We start from the raw sequence: 8474 nt of genomic DNA, 5'->3' as shown, positions 1-8474 counted from the left end.
TGCCCATGCAAAAACACCTCCGATTTAAGTACTTGTTTTAAGTGTACCATTACCGAAGGTGTTTTATATTGTCTCACTATTTTAGGTTAGTCCATCTTTAGCCAACTTTTTTATTATTTCTTGAGCTTCTTCTGTTCGTAAATCTAAGGTTACACTTTGTTTATTTCGAGATTGTACATACCACCATAAGGAAGTACCTTCGTGTAAAACCCTCCATTTCCTAATTGGATCCCCTTTTTTAGGTGGTTCAACTTTAATAACTTCTGCTCCAAAATCTGCAAATAATCTACCGGCAAAAGGTCCCGCGACAAGAGAACCCAATTCTAAAACTTTTATTCCTTCTAGTGCACCAGATTTTTTCTTCTGATTCATAATTCCACCTCTTCAAACTCATTTTGAAAGCGCTCTTTTTTATAATTTTTAGACATTTCGAATAATACACCACTCCCCATATCTTTGTCAACAGTTGACCGTCGACCGTCGGAAGATGTAATATCTAGGTAATTGCTATATTGGTTTAGCGTATTGTCTATATGTATAATAAAATAAGTCGAGAAGAATTGGAGGCCCACATGACACAAATACAAAAAACGGATCTGTTGCATAACCAGGTTTATCATATAATTAAAGAACAAATTATGGATGGCGACATTCTTCCAGGTGAAAGAATAATTGAAACGAGAGTAGCCGAGCAGCTAGGGGTTAGTAGAGGAACTATCAGAGAAGCATTTCAAATGCTATTAAAAGATGGTCTGCTAATAAGAAATGACAAAATTATATCTATTTACAATCCAGACAAAAAAGAAATCTCAGATGTCTATGAATGTAGAATAAGTATAGAGTCTTTAGCCGCGAAGTTAGCTACTCAACGTATTTCTTCAAATGAAATAATACAGCTAGAAAAAGTGATTTCAGATTCAAAGCAAGCATTGAAAGACAACAACAAGAAAAGTTTAACCATTCTCAACCAAGCTTTTCACGATATCATTCATGCAGCATCCAATAATGAACAACTGATAAAAATCTGCGATACTATTAAAACTAAAATATTATTTATTAGAACACGGATATTAAAAGAACATTTGAGTAATTTTAGTGATTTTGTAGATGATCATGAAAAGATATTTATTGCCATTAAAAATCAAGACGCCAATTTAGCTGAAAAAGAAATGAGAATCCATATTGAAAGTAGTTTTAAAACAATATTAGATGCTATCGAATCTAAGTAAAATGTGAAGAGTATCACTAGGGAAGCCCTCCAATGAACCGAAAACTTTCGATACATTGGAGGGCTATTTTTTGGGTTATTCTGAAATAAGACTTCTTTCCTTACGTACATAAACTTGATTCAAAATCAGCGCACCGAACATTTGGATAACCGTTTTCACGATAATTTGTCCTAAAATAGCGAATGGTACAGCTTCCCAAGGAAGAAAATTGGCACCAAGTGGACTTAAGCCAATTACTACGAAAATCGCAGAATCTAGAAACCCTCCGACAATTCCGCTGTAGAACACACGCCATGCCATTGGTAGTTTTAACCTCGTATAGATCTCGGTATCAGCTGTTTCAGCGACAACAAATGACAGTGCAGATGCCGCCACTATCAATAGCGTGTCCCCAAGTATGAATGAAACCAATGCCGATAGGGCCAAAGCTAAAACAATAAATAAATACGTCTTTGCCCTTCCGTATTTATTTTGTACAAGATCACGGAAAATGAAGGTTGCTCCGATCAAAAGAGTTCCCATAGGGACGATAAACATGCCAAACTGTAATGGTGCAAATGCCGCGGTAACCACATTTGCGGTGACTATAGATAATAAATAAAATAATATTCTCATGATGTTACTCCTCAAACAAATTTTTGTGGCTATACGCCTCTTTTATTTCCCCAAACGAGAGCGTGTAGCTGTGGTAGTACTTTGACATTTCTTAATTCCTCATCTGCAATCACCCAGTCGATCAGCTCTTCGTACTTCTCTAATAAATGGTTGATTAGCCGTGGATTATCAGTCGTCTTAATATCATCATTACCGACCTGGAGATAAAATGGGATCGTTGGGTATCGAAGGTGAACTTGCTTTGCATACTCATAATCCGCTTGAGTGAAAACGACTATTTTCAGGGAAATATGCTGCTCGCTGTTTCGTTTTTTAAGTTTTCCGATGATATCGGAGAGCATAGAAAAATCTGTGAGCATTCCAGAACTAGGTGGCTTTGGCGAAATCGTCAGTTCATCGATATCATACAGCCATTCCTGCCATTTGCTTCCTTGTGTTTCCACACCGATCTTTATGTCGTTTTCTTTTAAAATAGCAATGACTGATTCCAAATTTCGAAGAAGAGCCGGATTTCCACCCGAGAGCGTAACAAAGGAAAAACCATTGCCTCCAAGACGCTTTAATTCAGACCAAATCTCTTCTGCCGTCATTTGTACAATAAGATGCTTGCCGCTACCATCCCATGTAAACGATGAATCACACCAAGAACAAGAATAGTCACAGCCTGCAGTTCGAACAAACATTGTCTTCTGGCCTACTACCATTCCCTCACCTTGAATCGTCGGTCCAAAAATCTCCATAACAGGTACCTTACTCAACTTCCATCCACTCCCTTCTCGCTTCAGCATAGCTTGTCGGAGTTTCATACAGCCTGATAAATTCTACACGCGCCCCGTTATATCGTTGTTCCTCAAGTAAGGCTTCAGCTAACTTTTCGTAAATCCAGACAACGATATTTTCTGCAGTTGTATTCATCGGCGGAAGGGTTTCATTTAAATAACGATGATCCAAATAAATCTCTATTTTTTGTTTCCATATTTCTTTTATATCGCCAAAATCAATCAGCAAACCGCGTTCATCCGTGTATCCACTTAATCCTAATACGGCACGATACGTATGACCGTGCAGATTTTTACATTTACCTTCATAGTTATGTAAATGATGGGCAGCATCGAAAGTAAATTCTTTGCTCACTAGAACACGTTTGGAATGATAGTTTAATTGATTACTTTGTATATCTACATCTATTTTTTGAAGCTTATCGACAATCCTAAAATTGGCCATGCCTCAGGACTCCTTCTTGAAGCTTAAATACTCATCAAGCCCTTTATTCCGCAGCTTACACGCTGGGCATTCCCCACAGCCGTCTGCAATTACACCGTTATAGCAGGTCAACGTTCTTTCCCGCACAAACTCAAGCACACCGAGGCTATCAGCAAGCTCCCATGTCTGCGCCTTGTTCAACCACATGAGCGGTGTATCAATCACAAAGGTAGCGTCCATCGCTAAATTTAACGTTACGTTTAAGGATTTAACAAACATATCTCGGCAATCGGGATATCCGCTAAAATCCGTTTCACAAACACCAGTTACAATATGCTTGGCTCCTACTTGACTCGCCAAAACACCTGCAAATGAAAGAAAAAGTAGATTCCGCCCGGGTACAAAAGTCGAAGGTAGCCCCCCTTCTTCACCGTCCTCTACCTCTATGTCATCTCGAGTCAATGCATTCGGTGCAAGTTGATTCAAAAGGGACATATCCAAAATATGATGCTTAATACCAAGTTCCTCTGTTATTGCTTTCGCACACTCAATTTCAAGACGATGCCTTTGCCCATAATCGAAAGTCACTGCCTCAATCTCTTTGAAACGTTCTTTTGCCCAGAACAGACAAGTCGTGCTGTCCTGACCCCCGCTAAACACAATGATTGCTTTTTCCTGCTTCATCTATAAAACTCCCTTATAACGAAAAAACGGCACCCTAAAAAGAATGCCGTTTTCTTCTTAGTTTTTTAAAGAGGGTAGCTAAAAACCTCTTCCTTCATCACGCGGACTATTCAATTATCGATTATCTATTTTTTCAGGGTAAAGATCATGATTCATCAAACGATAATTTGCCATCTCTTCATATTTAGTACCTGGTCTTCCGTAATTGCACCACGGATCAATGGAAATTCCACCACGCGGAGTGAACTTGCCCCAAACTTCAATATACCTTGGATCCAGTAATTTAATTAAATCGTTCATGATAATGTTGACACAATCTTCATGGAAATCGCCATGGTTTCTAAAACTAAACAAATATAACTTTAGTGATTTACTCTCTACTATTTTTTTATCCGGTATGTACGATATGTACATCGTTGCGAAATCAGGCTGTTGTGTAATCGGACATAAACTAGTGAACTCTGGACAATTAAATTTCACGAAATAATCACGATTAGAATGCAGACTATCTACCGACTCCAATACTTCCGGTGCATACTCAAATGAATATTGAGTTCCCTGATTACCTAACAAAGTCAAATCCTTCAAACCTTCTTCTTGGCTTCTGCCAGACATAATAAAAACCTCCCTGTAAAATGTTTCCCAACACTTTTAAGAGAGGCTAGACCAATGATTCTATTCCAAACTTTTGGATATTACATAAAAAAAGCCATGTCCAAATATGGACATGGCGAAAAGTCATGTATCCATAGTTTTTTATAGAGGGTATCAGCTATGAACCTCTCCCGATTAAGTCGGGTACTTATCTATATTATAGAATACTTTGGAAAACGTCAAATAGACATTTATATTTAAATGGTCGTATCGCTTTAAGATGAAACGACTCCGCTGTATGTATCCTCTGCTAATCTAATATCCTCTTACTAGTTTATTTCGAATTTTGTTGGATATAAATTCAACGATTAGTATCAGGAGTACTAACCCAATTAAAATAGACCCAACTTCCTCCCAGCGATAGGATCTCATTGCAAAGATGAGTGGTGCGCCGATTCCTCCAGCACCAACTAGTCCTAATACAGATGCATCGCGTAAATTCATGTCAAATCGATAAATAACAATAGATAAAAACATGGCAAATAATTGTGGGATAATGCCATAACGGATCTTTTCAAACATTGTACAACCAATGGATGTCATCGATTCTAAGACGCTAGTATCTAAGTCTTCAATAACATCTGCGTATAGTTTCGATAGCATTCCTATGGATGTTAATGACATCGTTAAAACTCCCGCAAATGGGCCTGGACCAGTTACACGAATAAACATTAATCCGTAAATAATTGCTGGAATTGTACGTATGCCAATCAATAATATTTTCGTCACAAAGGCAAGCGGCTTTGGCACAACATTGGAAGCTGATAGAAAAGCTAGTGGAATTGCTAAAATAGCGCCAATAATTGTTCCTAAAAAGGCAATAGCCATTGTTTCAATGAGTAAGTAAGCGACACCTTTTTCCGTAAAGTTAAGGAGTAAATCTAAATCTGGGTGTAAAATACCAGCTATAATATTTTTCGCAATCGTTAAGCCACTTGCCCCCATATTATTCAGTTGAATCGCTGAAAGCGACCAAATAAATAATATAAAAACAATAATGAAAATCCATGTAATATATTGATAATTCTTCTTTTCTGACAGCAGTTGCTTTTCAATAGCATTCATACAATTTCCTCCTTAAACTAACTTCTTTCTGAAATGTTCACTTATGTTTTCGATGATGAATACTGTAATGGCAAGCATGAGCAGAATTATGCCGACATTTGCATAATTTCGCCAGCCGATTCCCTCATTTAATAGAAGACCAATACCACCTGCACCTACATATCCTAAAATCGAGGCATAACGAACGTTCCCTTCAAAGCAGAATAAAGAAGTGGATAAATAGTTGGGCAAAACTTGGGGAAATATTGCGTATCGAAATGCTTGAATCCGAGTCAAACCCATCGACTCCATCGCTTCATATGCGTCCATATTCGCATTTTCAATTTGCTCATACAACAGCTTTGCAACATACGCAATCGTAAATAAAAAAATTGCAACAGTACCTGCCATCGTACCTAAACCAAATATAAATGTTGCAATAAGTGCTGCTACTAAAGTTGGCAAAGTTCGAAGAATACTTAGTAAAAATTTAACGATAGAAACGACTATCGGACTTTTAATAATATTGGAGGAAGCTAGAATAGCAACAGGTAACGCTACAGCTGCCCCTAACACTGAACCAAGTAATGACATCTTTATTGTGTCCATTAATGGTTGCCAAAGCTTAGGGGTGTATTCCCAGTTCGGGGGAATCATTTGATCTAAGATGAAGAAAAACTCTTTGATTCTTTTCACTATTACTTCCATACTAAATCCTGTAATACGGACCGAAATGATTGTAGCGATGAGCAATATTAATAGTATCAACGGGGTGTAAGATCTTTTTTCCAAAACTACTTTTCCGTTAGGTAATATGATTTTCTTCGGAACAAATATTTTGTCAAACATGATTCATCTGTGCCCCTTCTTCACTAACTTCACTCGATTGTGCACGTCCATAAATGTGATCTAACACGCTTTGATCCACCATAGAAGACTTCCCATCAAAGACTACTTCACCTTTTCTGATGCCGATAATACGATCTGCATATTCTAATGCTAAGTCGACATGGTGAATATTCATGATAACTGTAATATTCATTTCTTGATTAATTTTTTTAAAATCATCCATAACTTGACCCGCTGTTACAGGGTCTAATGAAGCTACAGGCTCATCTGCTAAAATAATATCGGGATTTTGTGCTAAAGTTCGCGCGAGTGCCACTCGTTGCTGCTGTCCGCCTGATAGTTGGTCTACTCGTGTATATGCTTTATCCAAAATGCCTACTTGATCGAGTGCAGTTAAAGCTTGCATTTTTTGTTGTTTCGTAAATATACCGGAGATTTTACGCCAAAGAGGCAGATCAGGTACGAAGGAAACTAGGACATTTTTCAATACCGTTGTACGTGTAACAAGATTAAAAGATTGAAAAATCATGCCTATATTTCTTCTAAATTGGCGAACTTCTTGACCTCTTAGTTTCACTACTTCCACATCATTTACGATGAGCTTACCATCCGTAATGTCATGCATACGATTAATACACCGGATTAACGTCGACTTTCCTGCACCAGACAATCCAATGACAGCAACATATTCACCTTTTTCGATAGTCAAGTTTATGTTATTTAAAGCTAATAAACCATTTGGATATTTTTTCTCAACACCAATAAATTTAATCATTATAATCTCCAATCAATTTCTTAATACGTTAAAAAATGAGAACATTAATTAAATGTCCCCATCCTTTTGGTTGAAATAATTAAATATTTTATTTTGATCCTAATTGTTGTACGATTTCTTGTGCTTTACGTTCATTGTCATAATCTGCGTCAACCGCTTCTTTGTATCCTTCGTGATTGTAGATAGAAATAACTTCTTTTCCTGCATCTGTTTTAGAAATGTTAATGAAAGCTTTTTGTAAAGCTTGTTTTAGCGCATCGTCCATAATTTTAGAGTTTTTACTTACGCTAATAGTATCGTTATAGATTCCTGGTGTAACACCAATTACATCTGTTTCTTCCCAAATGGAAGCTGTACGATTAAATTCTGTAGTCCACTTTTCTTCGTTGTCACGACGAGCATCTGCATATGTTACTAACACGTCCGTTTGTCCAACTGCTAATTGAGCAAATGCACTTCCGTAAGAGTCAACTTGCACAACATTCGCCAAATCTGTAATAGTTTTATCAAAATTTTCTTGTAACCACAATGCTGGATAAATATAGCCTGCTGGTGATGAAGATGACATAACACTCCAGTTTGCGCTGTTTACATCTTCAAATGTTAATTCTTCCCCGTTATTAATTTTCGCAGCGATCGCCTTTCCTTTTTCAGATGGGCCAGCAATAATTAATGCACGGTAAGAAGTGGCTTGCGTGTCAGTTGGTTTCGTTGGCTCGTTAGCATTCCAGTCTTTCGCAGAATCTGAATCATTACTTAGTCCAGCACGAGTAGAAGTTAAGATTACTTCTGCACCGTCATCATATAGTACATATGTGCCACCAGGGATAAGACCGATATCAGTAGTTCCAGCTGAAAGTGCCTCACCAACTGCTTCATAGTTAGTACCAACAGTGATATCGACTTCATCTACTTTATAACCAAGTGTTGCTAATTCTTCTGTTAATAAATTTTTTAGTGGTTCAGTTGCTGTGATAATTTCTTCTGGATCTCTTGAAGGAACAAATCCGATCGACAATTTTTCAAGAGTAATCGTTTCTTCATTAGTTGCATCACTTGATACCCCATTGGATTCTGCTGGAGTTTCATTATTTCCACAGGCAACTAAAAAAAGTGCCAATAAAAATGTAACACCCAAATAAATGTATTTTTTCATCTAACAAATTTCCTCCTCTTGCAAATAGAATTCTTTACTAGTTTAGTTACCAACTATTAACAAAGTGTTGGATTTTTGTAAATATTATTTCACGCTTATAAAGGTTAAATTAATTATTTCTCTTCTATTATCTTTTTTATTTTTAAGTGCCATTTTTTATTTTTTATAACGGGACTGTCAATATTTTTGTGTAAATGATAATCCAACCTTCTCTTGTAGACTATCACTTTTTGAATTTTATACACTGGATTCGAAGGAATGATTT

The 8474-nt window shown here is 37.0% G+C and carries 11 protein-coding genes and 2 riboswitches; of the genes, 1 reads left to right on the top strand and 10 read right to left on the bottom strand.

Annotated features, from left to right (window positions below; translation table 11 throughout):
* Window positions 1-81: 81 nt before the first annotated feature.
* Window positions 82-372, bottom strand: a complete 291-nt coding sequence (locus ACIQYS_RS22120) for a CoA transferase (RefSeq protein WP_483880192.1) — start codon at window positions 370-372, stop codon at window positions 82-84.
* Between the two features lie 200 nt (window positions 373-572).
* Between ACIQYS_RS22120 and ACIQYS_RS22115 the strand changes: the two genes are divergently transcribed.
* Window positions 573-1229: a GntR family transcriptional regulator gene (locus tag ACIQYS_RS22115; protein ID WP_402985148.1), complete on the top strand. Its 657-nt coding sequence runs from the start codon at window positions 573-575 to the stop codon at window positions 1227-1229.
* 75 nt (window positions 1230-1304) lie between these two features.
* Here ACIQYS_RS22115 and ACIQYS_RS22110 read toward each other — a convergent pair whose 3' ends face one another.
* From ACIQYS_RS22110 to ACIQYS_RS22070, 9 genes are all read right to left on the bottom strand, one after another.
* Entirely contained in the window at window positions 1305-1844 is a 540-nt protein-coding gene (locus ACIQYS_RS22110) for a VUT family protein (RefSeq protein ID WP_402985146.1), read from the bottom strand.
* A gap of 29 nt (window positions 1845-1873) precedes the next feature.
* Complete coding sequence (queE, locus tag ACIQYS_RS22105) at window positions 1874-2602, bottom strand: 7-carboxy-7-deazaguanine synthase QueE (RefSeq protein WP_402985144.1); 729 nt, start codon at window positions 2600-2602, stop codon at window positions 1874-1876.
* The gene (gene queD / locus ACIQYS_RS22100; protein ID WP_402985142.1) at window positions 2595-3068 is read right to left on the bottom strand and encodes a 6-carboxytetrahydropterin synthase QueD; all 474 of its coding nucleotides are present in this window, start codon (window positions 3066-3068) and stop codon (window positions 2595-2597) included. Before queD ends, queE begins: the two co-directional genes overlap by 8 nt.
* A gap of 3 nt (window positions 3069-3071) precedes the next feature.
* Complete coding sequence (gene queC, locus ACIQYS_RS22095) at window positions 3072-3731, bottom strand: 7-cyano-7-deazaguanine synthase QueC (RefSeq protein WP_402985140.1); 660 nt, start codon at window positions 3729-3731, stop codon at window positions 3072-3074.
* Window positions 3732-3782: 51 nt separating this feature from the next.
* A riboswitch (PreQ1 riboswitch) is annotated at window positions 3783-3826 on the bottom strand.
* A 19-nt stretch (window positions 3827-3845) separates the two neighbouring features.
* Entirely contained in the window at window positions 3846-4346 is a 501-nt protein-coding gene (gene queF / locus ACIQYS_RS22090; protein ID WP_402825148.1) for a preQ(1) synthase, read from the bottom strand.
* Window positions 4347-4473: 127 nt separating this feature from the next.
* Window positions 4474-4520, bottom strand: a riboswitch (PreQ1 riboswitch).
* Window positions 4521-4640: 120 nt separating this feature from the next.
* Window positions 4641-5450, bottom strand: a complete 810-nt coding sequence (gene phnE / locus ACIQYS_RS22085) for a phosphonate ABC transporter, permease protein PhnE (RefSeq protein ID WP_402985138.1) — start codon at window positions 5448-5450, stop codon at window positions 4641-4643.
* Window positions 5451-5462: 12 nt separating this feature from the next.
* Window positions 5463-6278 (bottom strand): phosphonate ABC transporter, permease protein PhnE, encoded by an 816-nt coding sequence (gene phnE / locus ACIQYS_RS22080; RefSeq protein WP_402985136.1) that lies wholly within the window; start codon window positions 6276-6278, stop codon window positions 5463-5465.
* Window positions 6271-7053, bottom strand: a complete 783-nt coding sequence (gene phnC / locus ACIQYS_RS22075; RefSeq protein WP_402985134.1) for a phosphonate ABC transporter ATP-binding protein — start codon at window positions 7051-7053, stop codon at window positions 6271-6273. The genes phnE (ACIQYS_RS22080) and phnC overlap by 8 nt, the downstream gene beginning before the upstream one ends.
* Before the next feature lie 88 nt (window positions 7054-7141).
* Window positions 7142-8209: a phosphate/phosphite/phosphonate ABC transporter substrate-binding protein gene (locus tag ACIQYS_RS22070; protein WP_402985132.1), complete on the bottom strand. Its 1068-nt coding sequence runs from the start codon at window positions 8207-8209 to the stop codon at window positions 7142-7144.
* Window positions 8210-8474: the final 265 nt, after the last annotated feature.

The organism is Psychrobacillus sp. NPDC096426 (assembly GCF_044762745.1).
Classification (GTDB): Bacteria; Bacillota; Bacilli; order Bacillales_A; family Planococcaceae; genus Psychrobacillus.
The sequence above is the reverse complement of the archived record's forward strand: the minus strand, read 5'-3'. Positions and strand labels throughout refer to the sequence as shown.